Here is a 17,998-nt window from a genome sequence, read left to right on the forward strand (position 1 = left end):
TCAGTGGCACAGAATCGCCAGGTAATGGCTATTCAATGGTGCAAAATTTGGGTTCCGCGCCTAGCAGCCTCTGGCCCCTGGTGAGTTACGGGTAGAAAACCTTGGCATGGAGGATCGACTGACAGTAATGCTGCGCAGGTTTCATCCTCAGTTGGGGAAGGTTATCGACGAAAAGCACGGGTCAAATACCGCGAGATTGATGTCCGACTTGACCAGAGCAGGTAGGCCGTCGATGGATTTTCAGAAGTCGACGGTTTGGGCTAGAGATTTTTGACTTTTGCATCGAGGTCGCATCATGGCGGATGGGCGCCAGCAAGAAATCGGGAGCACAGCATCCGGGATTAGCTAAACGATTTGAATGTTGGGTTAATGGAGCAGTTACGTTACTTCTACTGGTACATGATCAAGGACGGCCATGCAGAACCTGGGTGTGATGCCCTCGTTCAGCCGCCCGCGGGTGAGCAATGACAACGCCTATGCCGAGGCCTTGTTCCGCACGGCGAAGTACTGCCCGCTGTGGCCGGAGCGGCCCTTCGACACGCTGGAGCAGGCCAGGAACTGGGTGAACAGCTTCGTGGCCTGGTACAACCATGAACATCGCCACAGCGCCCTGAAGTTCGTGACCCCGGCGCAGCGACATACTGGCCAGGCGGAAGAGTTGCTGTGCAAGCGTATCGAGCTGTACGAGGCGGCGCGTGCACGGCACCCGGAGCGCTGGAGCGGCATCATCAGGAACTGGGTGCTGGCACCAATCGTGTGCCTGAACCCGGAGCGGGAAGCGGTACTGCAGCAAACATCAAAGGCAGCGTGACACGCTCACGCGACAACTACCTTGAAAATCGCCGAGCCCTTGCCGATATCAAAACGGTGATTCGGCTAAAAAACGATCAAATCATCCCCTCTTTCCGGATTTATAGCCGGCGCGAGCACCTCGCGCCGGCCATTTCCCGCATTACAGACGCACCTCTCCTGCATTCGTCAGCAAATGTCGGCGCGCCATCCACAGGTTCGACAGCGCGAACAGTGTCACCAACTGCGCGGTGTTCTTCGCCAGGCCACGGAAGTGTGTCGTCACGTAGCCGAATTGGCGCTTGATCACCCGGAACGGGTGCTCGACTTTGGCGCGCACCTGGGCCTTGGATTTCTCGATCTTGCGCTTGGCTTTGTACAGCGCACTGCGCTTACTCAGCTTCTTGTACGTACTGCGGCGGGCCGCAATCTGCCAGATCACCTCCCGGCCTTCATGTTCCGGGCGTTTCTCTACGCCGGTGTAACCCGCGTCGGCGCCGACCATGTTTTCCTTTCCATGCAGCAGTTTGTCGACCTGGGTAACGTCAGCAACGTTGGCTGCCGTCCCCACCACGCTGTGCACCAGACCTGACTCGGCATCCGCGCCGATGTGAGCCTTCAGTCGGGTAAAGCAGGAGTGTTACCACTCCTGCCTCCCCTAAGAACCGTACTTGAGAGTCACCCCTCATACGGCTCAAGCCTTCCAGCAGCCTGAGTGAGACCGGGCTACCTGACAATGCGCTCTTCGGCGCTCAAGGTAAGACGTCCATGCCGGATCGAACGGGTTCGCTGCACTGCATATTTTGATATGCCGAACAATCGAAACACTGGCTGCGGCAAAAAGCCAAGCGGGTTGACTCATGCCACGTACTTTTTCCTTGCTGGCGAAAATCCAGTGCCGTTGACCCACTACACGAAAGTATCGTTGTTTTACCCAATGGGCACTTTTCATGGCATGCCGGCGGACAGCCCAGCGCCATAACACTCGCCAAATCTGATGGTCGATCCACGCGAAACGCTTGGCAGCGACAACATGACGATGATACATGGCCCACCCCCGGATTACCGGGTTCAGGACCTGAATCAGGTTTGCTTGCATCGCCGCCTTGTTTCCGTTTGTGATTTCCCGGACCTTATCCAGAAGCGCTTTCACACTCTTGCGAGCCGGAGTGATGAGTAGCTTGCCAGCGTACTTACGTACGTTCTGGCCCAGAAAATCGAAGCCTTGCGAGATATGCGTGATGTGAGTCTTTTCATCAGAGAGTTCCAAGCCTCGCTCTTTCAGGAATGCCTCAATTGCAGGTCGAACCTGACTTTGCAGGATAGCCTTCGAAGTTCCCGTGATGATGAAGTCATCGGCATATCTTACGACGTGTATCTTGAATGGCTGTCGCTTTCGGTTCGTCGAAGCCACGCTTGTGTGGACAACATGTTCCAGCCCATCCAACGTCCAATTCGCAAGTATCGGGGAGATGATTCCCCCTTGCGGGGTTCCTGCCTCCGTTGCGAACAAGGCTCCCTGATCGACATACCCGGCTCGAAGCCACTTACGCAGAACCGCTTTATCCATGGGTACGTTGGCGAGCAGCCAATCGTGGCTGATATTGTCAAAACAGCCTCGAATGTCGCCCTCAAGTACCCATTGCGCCGAACTGCGTTTCGCCAGTGCATTGAAGCAATGTGCGATTGCATCGGCCGTGGATCGCTGCGGCCGAAATCCATACGAATTTGGATCCGCACGCGTTTCTGCAACCGGCTCAAGTGCCAGTTTCCACAGTGCCTGCATTGCGCGATCCCGCATCGTTGGAATTCCCAGCGGGCGCTTCTTGCCATTGCTTTTGGGTATGTAGATACGTCTCAGCGGTTGAGGGCAATAGCCCCGATGCTGTAACGCTTTCACTCCCTTCGATTTGGCCACAGGGGTTGACCAGATCTTGCCATCAACTCCCGGTGTTCTCTTGCCTCTATTCTCCGTCACTCGCTTAACGGCCAACATCTTGCCGCGGTACGAGCGAGTCAGCAGCCGCTGCAAGGCTTGCACCTTGCCCCATCTGCCTTCTCGTGTTGCCTTGGCGATACGTACCTGGAGTCGTTTCACTTGCGATTCGATTTGGCACCAGGATAGGGGCCAGACCGACTCGAAGTTCGAAGATGCACCAGTGCCCGCCGGTGCTTGTGCATGGGATGTGAGCACTACCATCTGCTTTCCTCCGTACAACGATTGATCAGGTTGTTTCGCCATGGAAGACCTTGTGGAAGTCTGCTCGCTTTCGCGCCAGATGATCTTTCAACCTGTATTCGCCCCATTACAGGGCGACCTTCGCTTTTTCCACATTCCTTTACCCGCAGCACCAACAGCTTGCTTTACAGCTCACCTGCCGAAACCGGCAGCGCTACGGGCTTACCCTGTTCCACATGGATTTCCGAACGGGTCGGGCTCCTCGATTTCGCCGGCGGCACCACATCCACGAGGGGGTATCGGTAAGACCCCCTGCCTGTCCGCTTACCTTTTGGTTCAAGCCTGTCAGCATCTTTGGCTTGGCTATTTTGACGACGTTTATATGAGGTTCACGTGTGTTAGCCGTACCCGTTCATCCCTAGCACCTCTCCGCCTTGATGCTGGCAGATTCAGTCTGGCCTCACGGTTCGACCTACCGAAAATCGGCGGTTACATTGTCCCCAGGGCTTCAGACCCAGCTGTTACCGGCCGCGCCTGTCTGGGTAGGGAACGAGTGGTGGAACAATCGGTTCCGTCGGGCGTTAACCTGCGGAACAGAAACCCATGCGACTTTCAGGTCGCACTGCCGAAGTAATACTGGTTGCCCTTCTTGGTCTGGTGCATTTCCGGGTCACGCTTACCGTCCTTGTTCTTGGTCGAACTCGGCGCATGGATCAGCGTGGCATCGACGATGGTGCCCTGGCGCAGCGACAGGCCCCGATCGCCCAGGTAACCATTGATCACCGCCAGAATCCCGGCCGCCAACTCGTGCTTCTCCAGCAGGCGACGGAAATTGAGGATGGTGGTTTCGTCGGGAATACGCTCTAGGTTCAGCCCGGCAAACTGGCGCAAGATTGTGCTCTCGTACAGCGCCTCCTCCATCGCCGGATCGCTGTAGCCGAACCAGTTCTGCATCAAATGTACGCGCAGCATCGCCATCAGCTGATACGCCGGACGACCACCTTCACCCTTGGGGTAGTGCGGCTCGATCAGGGCAATCAAACCCTTCCACGGCACCACCTGATCCATCTCGATCAGGAACAACTCTTTGCGGGTCTGCTTGCGCTTGCCGGCGTACTCGGCGTCGGCGAAGGTCATTTGCTTCATCGGGAAACTCGGGCAACGGGATCGGCGTATTTCACCAGATTCGGGAAGTCTTTTTCAGACCATCCTTAGCAAGGGACTCGCGGTGCAGGCACCCAGAGGCTGTGCAGATGTACCGTTATTTGACGTTCCGCCGACTTCGAGGGGGTGACGATGCGCATTTACCTAACGAGCTTCAGGTCCGTGCGATCTGTGCCGAGATCTCGCCCTATTCGCGTGTGCTAACTACCTGCGCTGTCGGCCAGCAAACGTGACAGGCCGGGTATCGCATTGCGAAGCTGAAAATCCTATCGGCTGTGCTTGACACCATTAGGCAGTAATTATACCGTCATACATATAATAAATTGGCTATCCCAGTTCGGGGATTGGCTTTGAGTCTTGCGCAAATGGGAGATACAGCCCCTATGACAAATTCAATCGGGTTGAGAGTCGAAAGGCGCGAGGATGAGCGGCATCTTCAAGGGCGCGGGCGCTTCGTAGGAGACATCAGGCTCCCGGGTATGCTGGAAGTCGTTTTTGTTAGAAGTCCCGTCGCGCATGGCGTTATTCGCCAAATCATTAAGCCCAGATATTTGGAAAACCGGGTTTTTACGAATGCTGATCTTGTCGGGGTTCAGCCAATCACCACGCCAGTTACCACGCCCGGTTACCAACACAGCGAGTGCCCGGTTCTCGCCTCCGGCCGCGTAAGGTTTGTCGGCGAGCCGATCGCCGCTTGCGTGGCTCTCGACCGCGCTCAAGCGGAAGATTTAGCGGATGAAGTGCAGCTTGATATCGAAGAGATGTCGGCGCTCTCCACGGTTAGCCAGGCACTTGCACCCAATGCGCCGCTACTTCATGAAGGCTGGACAAATAACAGCTTTGTAGAAATGATAACTGAGGTGGATCTAGCTTCACTCGCACAAGAAGCGCCAGTTGTTGTTGACGTCGAGGTCGAGCTTTCACGTCAAACGATCCATCCACTCGAGGGAAGGGGGATCGTGGCGCATTGGGATTTCGAAGCGGACCAGCTGGTGCTTGCAATGTCGACACAGATCCCCCATCCGGTACGTAGCGGAATGGCCCAGTTCCTCGGAATTCCTGAATCAAAGATAAGGGTCACTCCACCAGACATTGGTGGTGGGTTCGGATATAAGCTTCAGCTCCTTCCCGAAGAAATTGTTGTTGCTTGGCTCGCGCTTAAGCATAGGACGCCTTTCCGTTGGGTAGAGGATAGGCGTGAGCATTTGGTGGCTGGGGCATGTACTCGACAAGCCAAGTACAAGCTGACAGGCTACGCGACCCCCGAAGGGCGGCTTGTTGGTTTGGATGCCGACATATGCATCGATAATGGCGCTTATTCCACCTGGCCATTCACGGCCGTTCTGGAAGGCTACTCCGCGCGAAGCAACTTACCTGGCCCGTATCAAATCACCCATTACCAATCACGGGTGAATGTCGTGGCTACCAATAAGCCCAGCTTTTGCCCGTACAGAGGTATCGCGCGGGTAGGTACATGCTTTGCGATTGAGTCATTGATTGACGCGGTAGCTCACGCCGTTGGCCGTGAGCCGTGCGATGTTCGTGCGCTTAACTTGGTTCCGCCTGAGTCTATGCCGTTTCACGATGTTACGGGAAAAATGTTCGACGTTGGTGATTACGGAAAAAGCCTTCAACGCGCCCGAGAATTGATAGATTTCGACAAGTTCCGATCAGAGCAATCCTCTTGTTTGGCTTCGCCACGAACCTTAACAGGAATTGGCTTTGCAACGTTTTACGAGCAGACGGCTAACGGCGCGAGCTTCTTTTCATCTTGGGGTATGCCAGTTGTCCCCGGGTTAGATCAAGCAACTCTTAAAGTTAACGCTGATGGAACCCTGCAAGTGAAGCTGGGCCTCCAAGGTTTCGGTCAAGGGCTTGAGACCTCCCTTGCTCAAGTTGCGGCCACTGCGACCGGGTTTGAACTAAGCAAGATTCAGGTTCGTTTAGGGGATACCGAGCTAACACCTCATTCTGTCGGATCTTTCACATCCCGATCTGCAGTAATTGGCGCAGGCGCGATAGAGGCGGCATCCAAAGTTCTGAATCATAGGATTCGGACTGTCGCTGCGGGACTGCTAGGTGAAGTCAATCCCGATGACGTGAAGATTGACGAAGGGGCTGCTTACATCGGCGATCAAAGCGTCAGTTTTGAAGAAATCGCCCACATGTTCTATTTGAAACCGCATTTGCTTCCAACGTGTGCGCAGAATATCAAAAGCCTTGAGGTTACCGAAGGCTACAAAGTACCGGTTGATAGCGGAATCTTCGCTTATGGTACACACGCAGTTAAGGTTCAAGTCGATACAGAAACAGGTCAAGTTAATATTGTCGACTACGTAATTGTCGAGGACTGCGGAGAGCGTATTAACCCTATGATCGTGGAAGGCCAGACCATCGGTGGCGCCGCTCAAGGGATTGGTACAGCGCTTTTCGAAGAAAGTCCGTACGACGAGAACGGCCAACCACTTGCATCGACGCTACTAGATTACCTGCTTCCTGGCGCAGCGGAGGTGCCCCGCTTCCGGCTCGATCACCTCGTGAGTCCATCTCCGCATACAAGCTTTGGCGTGAAGGGTGCCGGTGAGTCCGGCACGATCCCTGCCGCAGCTGCGATTGCTAACGCAATAAACGATGCACTTTTACCGTTGGGGGCCAAAGTCCGCACTCTCCCAATGACGCCTCCACGGATACTAAATGCAATTGCAGCTGCGGGAGAAAATTATGAGGCCGTCTAAATTTGACTATGAGCGAGCCGACTCACTCTCAAGCGCTGTTGAAATGTTATCCGTTTCAGAGGGCATGGCGAAGCCAATGGCAGGAGGACAGTCCTTAGTGCCCATGATGAATCTTCGATTGGCGAGGCCAAATAATTTAGTTTCGATTCGCCGTTTACCAGAGCTGCAGGACATTCAAGAGGCGAAAAAAACTATCCGCATCGGCGCAGCGGTGACACATGCCGTACTAGAAGATCAGAATTCTGCAGACGTTACTGGCCGGTACCTCTCTTATGTCGCGAAAGGGATTGCGTACCGCGCCGTTCGAAACCGTGGAACCATAGGAGGCTCTTTGTGCCATGCCGATCCTGCAGCGGACTGGTTAACATCATTGAGCGCAATCGGTGCGGTTTGCAACATTCAGGGTGCTAAAGGGAAGCGCCAAGTCCCAGTGGAAGAGCTCATGATCGCTCCTTTCGTAAATGCTCTTGAGCGTAATGAAATCCTTGCGAGCATTGAGGTTCCGAAGCTATCAGCGACGGCTCGATGGGCTTATGTGAAGTTTTGCCAAAAAACCGGCGAATTCGCCAAGTCCATATGTGCGGTAGTTTTTGATCCATCAACAGGGGTATCGCGCGCATTTCTCGGAGGAATGGATGGACCGCCCTTATTCCTCAAGGAAACATCAAATCAGTTAGGCTCAGCCGACCCAGAAACGATGTTGAAAGTTGCGAAAAAGGAAATTCGAAGCAAGCTGCGGGAGGTTGAGGCTGATCGTCTAGCTATCCACCTGACAATGGTCGAAAGAGCTATAAGGCGGATTGAGGGTTACAAATGATGATTAACCAGGTTATTCCAGACCAGTCCGCGTGCTCTATCACGCTCACGGTAAATGGTGAAAAGATTGCCGCAACAGTCACGTCGAGAGATGTGCTTGCGGACGTTCTAAGAGAGCAGTTTCGCCTTACCGGCACACACCTCGGGTGCGATCAAGGAGTCTGTGGCGCATGCACGATTCTTATCGATGGCAAACCTCAGCGCTCATGTATTGCTTTTGCTGTTGATTGCGATGACTCAAATATCACCACCATTGAAGGGTTTCAAGATGACCCTACGATGTCCTATGTGAGGAAAGCTTTCCGTGAAAAGCACGCTTTGCAATGTGGGTTCTGCACCCCCGGCATGCTTATAACGGCACGCGATATTGTGTTACGACTGGGAGACGTTGATGAAAATCGCATTCGGCGCGAATTAGCGGGGAATCTATGTCGGTGCACCGGCTATGTAGGAATAGTTGATGCGATTCGTTCAGTAAGTTGTGGAAAGGTGCCGACCGGTAGTGCAAGTCCGGTCGTGGTTCATCAGGAACGCGAGGCTATTCAGTCCGTTGCCAATGAAACTGACGAATCTTCGAAGCCTGAACCTAGCTTGAAGCGAGATGCTAAGCCCGACGACTTTCCAAACTCAATTTCACAGAGTGTGGAAATCGACCTCCCGCCAGATGAAGCATGGGCAGTTATGCGGGACCTTAAGACTGCCGCTAGCTGTATTCCTGGGGCAGAGGTTGTGAGCTTAACTGAACACGAAGTAACTGGAAAAATGCACATGGCTCTAGGCCCAATTAGGGCCCATTTCAATGGCGATGGAACTTACGAAATGAATGATGAACGCCGGGAAGGCTGGATGACGGTAGGGGGTCGGGATGCGTTGACTGGTTCCACCGCTACGGGTCGGATCATTTGGACGGTAAGACAAAACGGTGAGTCGGGCTCAGTCATAGATGTAGGTTTAGCATGGAAGCTCACCGGAGCGTTGGCTCAATTTGGGCGCGGCGGAATTGTCATCGAAACGGTTCGACGTCTTGCTTCTATGTTTGGAGAAAATCTAGAGCAACTGTTGCGCGAAGGAGCGTTAACTGAGCGAAAAAACGCGCCTGTCGGACTTCGGTCGCTTATCTGGCCGGTCATAAAATCTTGGGTAGCCGGACTTTTCAGACGAAAGCCATCAGAATGATGCAATGCTGGTCCTTAACGTGTGGCCGAACTCTCAATTTAAAAGTGACGGGGTGGGCCGCGCTGTAGCCACGACTGTCATGGCTGAGTCCATAGGAAGACTAGTTAAATGTTAAATATTACAACAACAACAACTCCTAGCGAACCTGCACGCACTCAAGCACTGGGTGGTGTGCTGCGTACGCGCTCGATGATCGCTACTGGTCTTGGCAACATACTTGAGTGGTTCGACTGGACCATTTACGCAATTTTTGCATCATATATTGCGAAGGCTATGTTCGATCCGAGCGACCCAAGCTCCGCGCTCCTTTTAACATTGGCTATATTTGCAGTTGGATTTATTTCTCGCCCCCTCGGCGGGATCGTTTTCGGTACTCTCGCGGATTCATACGGTCGCAAAAGCGTACTGCTGATATCTATGGTGCTGATGGGTATCGGGAGTCTTATTATTACCCTCGCGCCGTCATATGAATCAATTGGAGGCGTGGCATCTTTGATTATCCTGGCGGCCCGATTGCTCCAAGGTTTCGCTCACGGGGGAGAGGCCACGGCTTCGTACACATATTTAGCGGAAATTGCACCTAAAGAGCGACGCGGCTTGTGGTCAAGCAGCATGTACTTCAGCGCTGGGTTGGGAAGTCTTCTAGCGTCCCTCGTAGGCGCATTCCTTACAAATGTTATATCCGCTGAAGATATGAATGCGTGGGGCTGGCGGATTCCTTTCGCATTGGGCGCGTTCCTTACCATTGTTGTCCTTTTTTTAAGGAGAAACATGATGGAGAGCGAAGTGCTTGAGGATTTTGCAACCAAAGCTAACAGCTCACGGTTAGCAGCAGAAACACCTAGGGAATGGACTAGCAAGAAAATTTTTCTGCGGTCGGTGGGTATTTTCTTCTACCAAGCCGGGGTAGGGATACCATTCTATATCTGGACTGGGTATGCGCTCGTGATTGCAATAACCCAGAGGGGAATGAATCCAAGTGATGCATTTACGGCAACTGTCCTAGCTCAGCTTGTATATTTGATTGCAGTACCGTGTTGGGGATACGTGTCCGACAAAATTGGCCGCAAACCTGTAACGATATTTTACTTCCTTTCCGTTGCCCTCTTGAACTATCCGGCTATGGCTATGATAACGGATCAGGCTTGGACGTTATTTGTGGCACAGGGCGGTATGCTCGCTTTGGTCGCATGTATAGGCGGGACAATGCCAGCGACTATCACTGAGCAAATCCCCACGAAATACCGAGCACGGGTAATGGGCGTTTCATTGTCAATTGGCGTTGCAGTCTTCGGAGGCACGGCTCCCTACCTCAACTCATGGTTAACGGAATTAAGCTACGGGTGGGTATATCATATATACGTAGTGGCCATGGTCTTAGTAGGGGCTGCTGTGGTGGCATGCTGGAAAGAGACCAAGGGCATTGATCTCCGTTATGTCGGTTAAATAATCAAACCAGATAACTTTTCAACCACGCATTTTCTGAACTGAATGAAAAATAAGCCAGCCAACCTTGGTTTGACACACATATATATACGGCCATATAATTACGCCAACGGCCGGTTTACGTCATATGGGGGAGGCCGGATTCGTGCAATGCGTTTCGTTCATCCCGGTAGGGATCGGAAATCAAATTAATAAGAGGGTAAGTGATGAGTATTGATAAGCGCGTCATTATTGTCGGCGGCGGCCCGGTAGGGCTGCTAACTGCCTTGGGATTAGGCAAGGCGGGTGCGAATGTAACGGTACTAGAAGCTGAGAGTCAGCCCAGTGATAGCCCACGCGCGCTTGTTTACCACTTCCCGGTTTTGCCTCATCTTAAACGTCTAGGAGTGCTCGACGACTGCATAGCAGCAGGGTTAATGAGGCAGAACTTTGCATGGCGTGTGCACTCAACTGGCGAAATGATTTTCTGGGATCTTAAATGCCTGGAATCTGAGGTCGAGTTGCCATATGCGCTTCATTTAGGACAGGACAAGCTTTCTAAGATATTGATTAACCATCTTAAAGCCCTCCCAAATGTGGAAGTTCGGTATTCATCGCCCGTTGTTGATTATAAGATTAGTTCTCATTCGGTTCAGGTTGTACTTGGTGGTCAGTTCGCTGGACAAGTTATTGAGGGTGGATGGCTGGTTGGTGCCGATGGCGCTAACAGTTTTGTTCGGCAACAGGTCATGAAGCAAAACTTCTTTGGCATAACATGGCCGCAGCGATACGTTGCAACAAATACAAAGTTTGATTTCGACAGTCTAGGTTTTGGTAAAACCACCATGCAGGTGGATGACGTCTACGGGTCAGTTATATGCTGTATTGATAGTGATTCGCTATGGCGGGTCACTTTCATGGAGGATCCGAACTTACCCATGGATGGTATTTCAGACCGTATCGGTCAGATGTTCAACAAGCTTTTGCCGACTGACGATCCATATGAGGTGGTTGCCTATTCGCCGTACCGTATGCACCAGCGGGTTGCAGATACCATGCGCTTGGGTCGTGTTCTGTTAATTGGCGATGCAGCCCATTTGACTAATCCGACGGGAGGGCTTGGCCTAACGGGTGGTATGTTTGATGCGTTTGCGTTAACAGCTGCGCTAAATCAAATTATCCATGAAGGTCGTAGCGAAGAAGTCCTGGATGTTTTTGAAGCCGACCGTCGTAGAAAATTTATTGAGTTAGTTTCCCCGAGAGCCAGCGATAACCTTCGTAATTTGTATCACCAGAAGCAAGGTGTAGGCAAAGACGAGTGGGTGGACAACACTAGGGCTATCTCGAAAGATGTAGACAGAATGCGCGACGCACTCCGATTCCCAGAACACATGGAGACGTTCCTGTAATACGCGAAAGTTGATCGTGCCGGATTAGTGCTTTGCGGAACCCGGTCCGGCGCTATCGTTCGTTTTGGGTTTAGCGTCGCACAGTTCGTTGGCTGAGGGTGACAGACGGAAATGAACCTAGGCTCCGCTTAGCTTAGCTAAACTAAATCAAGTAATAGTGAGTAGGAGTGCTAGATATAATGCTAGACGAGCAGGCATTCAGAACCGCGCCGTCGACCAATCTTGAACTGGCCGACTTTGGTGGAATGTTTCTTACCAGTGCCCCGCTGTCGTGCAATGGTCGGAGTTTTCCAGGTATAAATGCTTACGTGCAATGGTTCAAACCTGTCAACCCTCATCCATTGTCTATTACGCTTGTACATGGTGGTGGTGGGCAAGGATCGGAATTTCTGACCACCCCTGACGGGCGCCCTGGGTGGGTACATGACTTTTTGAAAGCTGGCTTTTCGGTTTTTGTTCTAGACAGGCCGGGTCACGGCCGTAGTGGCTGGAATACTGATGTTTTAGGGCCCCATACACCTCATCCAGATTACGAAACTCTTTATCAAAGATTCGTCGATCCCAAAACTTTGGGTCTATGGGCACAAGCAGAAAGTCACGATCAATGGCCTGATCACGAGCCGCTTGCCGGTGATAGGTTCATGGCGAGCCAAGGTGTAATGGCCACAACCTTAACCGCAGCTCAACAACATGTAGAAGCGATTGCCCCGAAATTGTTTGAAGTCACCGGTGATACGATTTTGGTTTCGCATTCAGCAGGCGGGCCGTGTGGTTGGGCGCTGGCGGCTATCGGTGGGCATCGAGTCAAAGCCGTTGCTGCGGTAGAGCCGCTTGGATATCCGGGATTAGAGCATTCGTTTGGAGTATTTGATAACGGACTTTGCGCGGCGGAGCTGTCCGGTTCCCATGATCCTTTTGATAGGCCGATCTGCTTTGTGACAGGGCAGGCGACTTGGATGAGGGAAGCTAATAGTAAAGCTGTTAGTTATCTAAAAGATCTAAATTACGATGTCACTCATTTCCTTTTAGAGGAGCATGGGATTATAGGGAACAATCACATGCTTATGTCAGAAAAAAACAGCAGTGACATCGCGCGCTTACTTGTTTCATGGTTTGAAGGGTCGGTAATGACAGCTCAATAGACAGTCGCTGCCAAGTACGAGAGCGATACTTTAGCTGTTTAGCGCTGCCGGTCGGTATACCGGATTAGCTAGCAGCTACAAAACGAACGGGCTCATTCTAACTCGCCGGTCATGCCTATAACACGTGCTGGGTTATTGGCGACTAAATTAAATGTTTTATATAAAAGAGGGTTTCGATAATGACTATCATTCGTATCGGGCAGATCGTACCTAGCTCCAACATCACTATGGAGACGGAGATACCTGCTTTGCTGAAGGCAAGGGAATTAATAGCTCCTGAGCGGTTCACGTTTCACTCCTCTCGCATGCGAATGAAACATGTAACGAAAGAAGAATTGGCGCGGATGGATGGGGACAGCGACCGTTGCGCGCTCGAGCTATCTGACGCGCGTGTCGATGTGATGGGTTATGCCTGTTTAGTCGCCATCATGTCCATGGGGCACGGTTATCATCGCGCTTCGGCCGAACGTCTCCAAACAGTCACTGCGCAGAACGATGCTCAAACGCCGGTTATTACCTCGGCGGGAGCGCTTGTGGATGGTATTCGTGCGCTTGGTGCCAAGCGCGTAGCAGTTGTAACGCCATATATGAAGCCGCTAACTGAGCTAGTCGTTGACTATATTCGGAACGAGGGCATCGAAGTTGGAGATTATCGGGCGCTAGAAATCTCCGACAATCTTGCAGTAGCCGCACACGATCCAATGAATCTTCCAGACATCGTGGCCAAGATGAGAACGGATGACGTTGACGCGATCGTTCTTTCCGCATGCGTTCAAATGCCGTCACTGTCAGCAATAACTATGGTTGAGGCCCAGACCAGAAAGCCGGTTGTTTCAGCTGCAGTCGCTACGACGTGGGCAATGTTGAAAGCATTGAACTTGCCCACACGAGTTCCAGGCGGTGGCGCCCTTTTGTCGGGGGCGTACTAATGGAAGGTTACAACGTACATGCCAATGGGATTCGGCAACACATCCTTCATTTTCCGGGAAATGGTGAGCCGCTTCTTTTGGTTCCTGGAATCACTTCGCCCGCGATCACTTGGGGATTCGTGGCAGAACGGCTGTCAAAGTTCTACGACGTGCATGTTCTCGACATTCGAGGCCGAGGATTGAGTGAAGCAGGCGACCTCGATTACTCCTTGGACGCGATGTCGGATGATGTGGTAGCCCTGGTCCAACGGATGGGGGGTACTGTTGTTGTGTTAGGGCACTCTATGGGAGCACGTATCGCGATCCGTGCAGCACGCAAGAATTCGCAGTTATTCTCGAAGCTAATTCTTGTAGATCCGCCTGTCTCTGGGCCAGGGAGACGGCAATATCCAGCAAAGTGGTCATGGTATGCCGACTCCATACGCTTAGCCCAAAAAGGCTGCTCTGTTGACGAGATGCGAGTCTTCTGCCCAACTTGGACAGATCAACAGATCCAACTCCGCGCGGAGTGGCTACACACTTGCCAATATACGGCCATCAAAACAGCCTTCGATGGTTTTCATACAGATGATATACACGCTGACTTGTTAGAGTTGACGCTTCCTATCCGACTGATTGTAGCTGGCGGAGCGGATGTTATCCGCGCGGAAGATATCGCTGAGTTCGAGAGTCTCGCACCACAGACCAAGACCTATACTGTTCAAAATGCAGGACACATGATTCCTTGGGACGATTTGGAAGGATTCCTCGGCGCTGTCACCGATGACGCAAAGGGGGCCTAGGATGGATCACCTAAGCTTCACAGAAATATGCCTACACCAACTCAGGATGTCGGGAGTTAGGAACGGCGAGCGTCTTATCGTTCTAACCCAAGGAAATGACCGTCTAGCTTATGCGGATGCGTTTATGTCTGCGGGGCGGCAGCTTGGTGCCGAGATGTTTCATATGCGACTGCCGGCGCCTTTACCTTCAGAAGGGTGGGCCGTAGGTGTCACTGGTTTGGCGGATATGCCTGGCGCTGTCGAAGCTTTGAAAAACTGCGACATGCTCATTGATTGCATATTTCTTCTTTTCTCGCCTGAGCAAATGGCAATTCAAGCAGCGGGAACTCGCATTCTCACTGCCGTGGAGCCACCTGAACTACTAGCGCGATTGCAACCATTTCCAGAACTCCGCGAGAAGGTGACTATTGCTGCGGAGTTGCTAGACCGAGCTAAGGTGATGCGAATCACATCGCCTTATGGTACGGATGTAACTTATAAATTAAACACATATCCCACCGTTGCGGAATACGCATGTACGGATACACCTGGACGCTGGGATCACTGGCCCTCAGGTTTCGTGTTTACGGGCGGCGACGACGATGGAGTAGACGGAACAATTGTCGTCGCGCCAGGCGATATCCTTTTGCCGCAGCTGCTTATGGTTAGGGAGCCGATTACATATACGATCGAGAAGGGGTGGATTACCGATATTCGCGGCGGTCTCGAGGCGGATATAGTCAGCATGTACATGGATTCATTCAATGATCCACAGGGAAGGGGAATGAGTCATGTTGGTTGGGGCATGAATCCTTATGCAAGGTGGCATAACTTTGTGCCCGGCCAGTTCCCTGGCGGCATGGGGATGGAGGCGAGAAGTTTCTACGGCAATGTCATGTTCTCTACTGGCCCAAATAATGAACTTGGCGGGTCAAATGACACAGCCTGTCATCTCGATATTCCAATGCGAAATTGCTCGCTGTTCCTTGATGACGCGCCTGTTGTCATCGCTGGCGATATCGTAGTTAAGGAAATCCAACTCGACGCAAGATGAACGCTACAGAGCGGCCCTTGTATTAAGGAGAGAAAATGTCTCAGGCTAATATATATGATACTGCAGGATTCGGGCGGCCCGTACCTAGAGGGTCACGACCAGCAATAATTGTAGTAGATTTCTCGTATGGGTTCACTGACGAGCAATATCCCACGGCGTCTAACGCCGCCGGCCAAATTGCGCGCACGAAAGAAATATGTGATTACGCCCGACAGCTGGGCTTTCCAGTTATTTTCACTACCATCGCTTACCATCCGGCAGAAGTGGCGGTACTTCCTTGGCTGAAAAAAGCGTCGGGCATGGCCAATTTGGTTTTGGGAACGCGCTTGGTGGAAATTGATGAAGCTACAGGGATTCAGCCATCGGATATGGTCGTTGTTAAAAAGGGCGCCTCGTCTTTCTTTGGAACCACCTTATCCACTCTCCTAGCCGGATCCGGCACGGATACTGTTGTGATAACCGGGGCCACAACTTCAGGCTGCGTACGCGCGACTGCCGTGGATGCCGTTCAATCTGGCTTTAATGTTCTTGTGCCAGCTGATTGCTGTGCTGACCGCGCCTCACCTCCGCACGATGCAGCTTTATATGACATACACCAGAAGTATGGCGATGTGACTGATTCCGGCGATATCTTGAGATGGCTGAGCTCGTTGCAAGCGTCAACTTCTCTTTTAGGCTGAAAACGCTGCCCAGTGATGATATCAAATCATCCTCCACGTTGTTCTGTTATTTGTCTAAAAGCAAATAGATGCCAACGAAACACGGTGATTATGGTTTGATGTTAGAGGCTAGGAGGTGCGATTAAAAATTGACTTATTGATTAGCTGAGTTGAGCGTAGCACCGTGCGCCATTTAAGAATTGTCACTACGCAGCGAAAGTGATCGAGCGGTTGGCGTCTGTGACAGGCTGCTGGTCAGTTCGGGGGCCTAATAATCCCGCCTGGTCTCTATTAGGATTCCCCGAATTCGCCACCAAAATCTATAACCTCTAATCTGTAGAATCTTGGGAGCAACAAATGAATAAGAATACCTCCCTGTATAGTCAGCTCGCCGGAGCCGCACTCCTGATAATTCCGGTAGGCTTTAGCTATGCAAATAGTCAGTCCGAATCTGCTGGGTTCGTTGAAGATAGTCGCCTCACCTTGCTCTCTCGCAACTATTATTGGCACCAGACGGGAGACTTAGGGGCGCAACGCGATTGGACGCAAGGTGAAATGTTAGATTTCACGTCTGGTTTCACCAAGGGTGCTGTTGGCTTGGGCATCGATGCTTTTGCTTATGGTGCAGTGAAGCTTGATGGAAGCGGCAGTCGTACGGGCTCAATGACTCTGCCTTATCGAGGTAACGGCCAGCCTGCTGACAATTACGGTAAAGCAGGCGGAAGTGTAAAGGTTCGCCTTTCAAATACTACACTAAGGTATGGAGACCTGCAGCCGCAGGTCCCGGTCTTTGCTACTGGAAGCTATTATCAGCTTAACCAAACCGCAGTGGGCTGGATGATAGAAAGCGCTGACGTCGAAGGTTCGATTATTTCTGCGGGCCACTTTACGTCTGGAACTGGTTACCTTTCCACAAATCGAAATGGTGAGCTTGGATTGGCTTTCGCTGGAGTTAGTACCACCCAAGTTGACTATGTTGGAGGTACGTACGGTCTTAAAGATAATCTATCACTGTCTCTGTATGGTTCTCGGTATGAGGACGTGATGGCGCAGTACTATGCAGGCGTTAACTATGTACATGTGTTTTCTGATACTCAGGCGTTGACTTTCGATTTTAATATATATCGTAGCCTCGACTCAGGTCGGGAGAAAGCAGGCGAAATCAACGTGACAGCTGCATCGCTCTCCTCCGCATTTACGACAGGGGCGCACACGTTTGTCGTCGCGTTACAGCGTAATGATGGTGACCAACCTCATGACTATGCTGCGATAGGCAGCAGACAATCTGGTGTTGGAGCAGGAGTATATAGCGACGGGCTATACTTGGCGAACGCTGCTGAACTGTCGGACTTCAATGCTCCGAATGAGCGCTCAGTTCAGGTTCGCTACGAGCTAAACATGCAAAGCTTTGGAGTTTCAGGTTTGACGTTAATGGCTAGGCATATACGTGGCCATGGCATCGATGGTAGCAGTGTCAGCTCCGATTCGGCCTACTTCGGTCTTTATGGGGAGTCTGAGAAGGAGCGTGAGACTAATTTAAGCGCTCAGTATGTTGCCGAAAGCGGGCCGGTCAAAGATCTTACCGCTAGGCTGGTCCAATCTTGGCATTCGGGTGACGGTAGCACTGGCGGTGATCTTACCCAAACCCGCCTTATTATCTCCTACCCGCTTGAGCTTTTCTGAGCACATGAATGCGGGCGTTTCCCTTAGAAAACGTTCCGTTTTTCGGATGTAAAGATGTTTTGTTATTCAGCGGTTGA

12 protein-coding genes and 3 pseudogenes are annotated in these 17,998 nt (G+C 51.9%); 12 read left to right on the top strand and 3 right to left on the bottom strand.

The genetic code is table 11. The features are described 5' to 3' along the window. Positions 1-415 precede the first annotated feature (415 nt). Positions 416-811, top strand: a pseudogene (locus tag AA098_RS03855) (integrase core domain-containing protein); the annotation flags it as partial. 141 nt (positions 812-952) lie between these two features. On the opposite strand, the pseudogene AA098_RS03860 reads toward AA098_RS03855, so the two are convergent. The 3 genes and pseudogenes from AA098_RS03860 to AA098_RS03870 all read right to left on the bottom strand — a co-directional run. After that, a pseudogene (locus tag AA098_RS03860) lies at positions 953-1,411 on the bottom strand (IS5 family transposase); the annotation flags it as partial. A 72-nt stretch (positions 1,412-1,483) separates the two neighbouring features. Further along, positions 1,484-3,031, bottom strand: a complete 1,548-nt coding sequence (gene ltrA / locus AA098_RS03865) for a group II intron reverse transcriptase/maturase (RefSeq protein WP_256588071.1) — start codon at positions 3,029-3,031, stop codon at positions 1,484-1,486. A gap of 561 nt (positions 3,032-3,592) precedes the next feature. Then, positions 3,593-4,114: pseudogene (locus AA098_RS03870) on the bottom strand (IS5-like element ISPst5 family transposase); the annotation flags it as partial. Positions 4,115-4,515: 401 nt separating this feature from the next. Between AA098_RS03870 and AA098_RS03875 the strand changes: the two are divergent. The 11 genes from AA098_RS03875 (at position 4,516) to AA098_RS03910 (ending at position 17,921) form a co-directional block, all read left to right on the top strand. Beyond that, positions 4,516-6,867 carry a xanthine dehydrogenase family protein molybdopterin-binding subunit gene (locus AA098_RS03875; RefSeq protein ID WP_156747508.1) on the top strand — a complete coding sequence of 784 codons (2,352 nt, stop codon included), beginning with the start codon at positions 4,516-4,518 and terminating at the stop codon, positions 6,865-6,867. After that, positions 6,827-7,684, top strand: a complete 858-nt coding sequence (locus AA098_RS03880) for a xanthine dehydrogenase family protein subunit M (protein WP_082916847.1) — start codon at positions 6,827-6,829, stop codon at positions 7,682-7,684. Before AA098_RS03875 ends, AA098_RS03880 begins: the two co-directional genes overlap by 41 nt. Further along, positions 7,681-8,859, top strand: coding sequence for a 2Fe-2S iron-sulfur cluster-binding protein (locus AA098_RS27930; RefSeq protein WP_082916848.1), 1,179 nt, complete (start codon positions 7,681-7,683; stop codon positions 8,857-8,859). Before AA098_RS03880 ends, AA098_RS27930 begins: the two co-directional genes overlap by 4 nt. Positions 8,860-8,967: 108 nt before the next feature. Further along, positions 8,968-10,305, top strand: a complete 1,338-nt coding sequence (locus AA098_RS03885) for an MFS transporter (RefSeq protein ID WP_064613868.1) — start codon at positions 8,968-8,970, stop codon at positions 10,303-10,305. 206 nt (positions 10,306-10,511) lie between these two features. Then, entirely contained in the window at positions 10,512-11,693 is a 1,182-nt protein-coding gene (gene hspB, locus AA098_RS03890) for a 6-hydroxy-3-succinoylpyridine 3-monooxygenase HspB (RefSeq protein WP_064613869.1), read from the top strand. 179 nt (positions 11,694-11,872) lie between these two features. Next, a complete protein-coding gene (locus AA098_RS27935) occupies positions 11,873-12,835 on the top strand; it encodes an alpha/beta fold hydrolase (protein ID WP_177342667.1) in 963 nt (320 codons plus the stop codon). Between the two features lie 227 nt (positions 12,836-13,062). Beyond that, on the top strand, positions 13,063-13,764 hold the full coding sequence (locus AA098_RS03895) for an Asp/Glu racemase (protein WP_156747536.1): 702 nt from the start codon (positions 13,063-13,065) through the stop codon (positions 13,762-13,764). Then, on the top strand, positions 13,764-14,546 hold the full coding sequence (locus tag AA098_RS03900) for an alpha/beta fold hydrolase (protein WP_064613871.1): 783 nt from the start codon (positions 13,764-13,766) through the stop codon (positions 14,544-14,546). Before AA098_RS03895 ends, AA098_RS03900 begins: the two co-directional genes overlap by 1 nt. Before the next feature lies 1 nt (position 14,547). Further along, a complete protein-coding gene (locus AA098_RS03905; RefSeq protein ID WP_064613872.1) occupies positions 14,548-15,579 on the top strand; it encodes a hypothetical protein in 1,032 nt (343 codons plus the stop codon). Between the two features lie 35 nt (positions 15,580-15,614). After that, positions 15,615-16,259 carry an isochorismatase family protein gene (locus AA098_RS27940; protein ID WP_082916849.1) on the top strand — a complete coding sequence of 215 codons (645 nt, stop codon included), beginning with the start codon at positions 15,615-15,617 and terminating at the stop codon, positions 16,257-16,259. A gap of 336 nt (positions 16,260-16,595) precedes the next feature. Next, on the top strand, positions 16,596-17,921 hold the full coding sequence (locus AA098_RS03910) for an OprD family outer membrane porin (protein WP_064613873.1): 1,326 nt from the start codon (positions 16,596-16,598) through the stop codon (positions 17,919-17,921). The last annotated feature ends 77 nt before the right edge of the window (positions 17,922-17,998 follow it).

It is taken from the genome of Pseudomonas sp. JY-Q (genome assembly GCF_001655295.1).
GTDB classification, from domain to species: Bacteria; Pseudomonadota; Gammaproteobacteria; order Pseudomonadales; family Pseudomonadaceae; genus Aquipseudomonas; species Aquipseudomonas alloputida.

Bases quoted from the DNA above. Each gene is read 5' to 3' on its own strand.
- ltrA (WP_256588071.1), bottom strand. From the start codon at position 3,031: ATGGCGAAACAACCTGATCAATCGTTGTACGGAGGAAAGCAGATGGTA.
- AA098_RS03875 (WP_156747508.1), top strand. From the start codon at position 4,516: ATGACAAATTCAATCGGGTTGAGAGTCGAAAGGCGCGAGGATGAGCGG.
- AA098_RS03880 (WP_082916847.1), top strand. From the start codon at position 6,827: ATGCAATTGCAGCTGCGGGAGAAAATTATGAGGCCGTCTAAATTTGAC.
- AA098_RS27930 (WP_082916848.1), top strand. From the start codon at position 7,681: ATGATGATTAACCAGGTTATTCCAGACCAGTCCGCGTGCTCTATCACG.
- AA098_RS03885 (WP_064613868.1), top strand. From the start codon at position 8,968: ATGTTAAATATTACAACAACAACAACTCCTAGCGAACCTGCACGCACT.
- hspB (WP_064613869.1), top strand. From the start codon at position 10,512: ATGAGTATTGATAAGCGCGTCATTATTGTCGGCGGCGGCCCGGTAGGG.
- AA098_RS27935 (WP_177342667.1), top strand. From the start codon at position 11,873: ATGCTAGACGAGCAGGCATTCAGAACCGCGCCGTCGACCAATCTTGAA.
- AA098_RS03895 (WP_156747536.1), top strand. From the start codon at position 13,063: ATGGAGACGGAGATACCTGCTTTGCTGAAGGCAAGGGAATTAATAGCT.
- AA098_RS03900 (WP_064613871.1), top strand. From the start codon at position 13,764: ATGGAAGGTTACAACGTACATGCCAATGGGATTCGGCAACACATCCTT.
- AA098_RS03905 (WP_064613872.1), top strand. From the start codon at position 14,548: ATGGATCACCTAAGCTTCACAGAAATATGCCTACACCAACTCAGGATG.
- AA098_RS27940 (WP_082916849.1), top strand. From the start codon at position 15,615: ATGTCTCAGGCTAATATATATGATACTGCAGGATTCGGGCGGCCCGTA.
- AA098_RS03910 (WP_064613873.1), top strand. From the start codon at position 16,596: ATGAATAAGAATACCTCCCTGTATAGTCAGCTCGCCGGAGCCGCACTC.